This window comes from Lentilactobacillus diolivorans DSM 14421 (assembly GCF_001434255.1).
GTDB lineage: Bacteria > Bacillota > Bacilli > Lactobacillales > Lactobacillaceae > Lentilactobacillus > Lentilactobacillus diolivorans.
Window position 1 is genome coordinate 1 of record NZ_AZEY01000059.1, and the last position, 1029, is coordinate 1029.

1 pseudogene is annotated in these 1029 nt (G+C 43.3%); it reads right to left on the bottom strand.

The features are described from left to right. Positions 1-14 precede the first annotated feature (14 nt). A pseudogene (locus FC85_RS06020) lies at positions 15-931 on the bottom strand (IS30-like element ISLsa1 family transposase). Positions 932-1029: the final 98 nt, after the last annotated feature.

A 1029-nucleotide genomic window follows, 5' to 3' on the forward strand; every position in this document is an offset into this window, starting at 1 on the left:
GGCAAATTACAAGTTTAATCCGAACAAGCCCGGAATCTTTCAATGGCAGTCTGTTGATGATGTATTTTTAATGGTCGTTGATTAATTAGTTCAAGTGCTGCTAGGATCTCATCAGTCGTTACTTGGCTAAAATTGGTCTTTTTCGGGAAGAACCAGCGTAACCGTCTATTAAAATATTCATTGGAACCTCGCTCCCATGGTGAATATGGATGGCAAAAATAAACTTTGATCTGATAATCCTGTTCTAAGGCCTGATAATTGGCAAACTCTTTACCATGATCAACAGTAATGGATTTTACTTGGGGACCGAAGGCCCCCATAAACTTGCCAAAGGCGGTGTTTAGAGCCTTAGCCGTTCTATTAGGGGCTTTGGTGGCCCATAGAAGTCGGGTCTTACGTTCTACGAATGTAACCAGACATGATCGTGACTCACTTCGACTAGAAAGCACCGTATCTACTTCCCAATGACCAAAAGCTAACCGTTGATTAACAGTTGTTGGCCGTTGTTCGATGGAAGTCCCACTTGTAAATTTCCCACGATTTTCGCTCACTCGGTGCTGGCGGACATTCCGATTGGGTAGATCAGTCAATTTGAAGGGGAGCCAGCCACGATTAAGCCAATTATAAATTGACGCAGTGCTCAAGTTATAAGCGGCCGCAATGGTTTCTGGTGACCAAATCGTAAGTGATTGGTAATTAAAGTCGCTAATGCTGCCGTCAGCATCGAACGACGACCGCAATTCCGCCTTTTGCGATCTGCATCTTGCTGAGCTAATTCTGGATCATAAGGTTTAACCCGGTCCAACTCATAGCTAATCGTAGCTTTGGCGACGCCTAAGGCGTCAGCCATTACTTGGTAAGATTTATTCCCCTCATTGACCAGTTGTGCTAGTGCGCCACGTTGAAAACGTGATAAAGTAGATGTACCCAAAGTAATCACTCCCTATATTGGTTGGAATTAGCTACTACCATTGTAAGTGATTGCTTTGGGCTTTTTAATTTCTGTTCGGATTAATTATAGAATTTGCC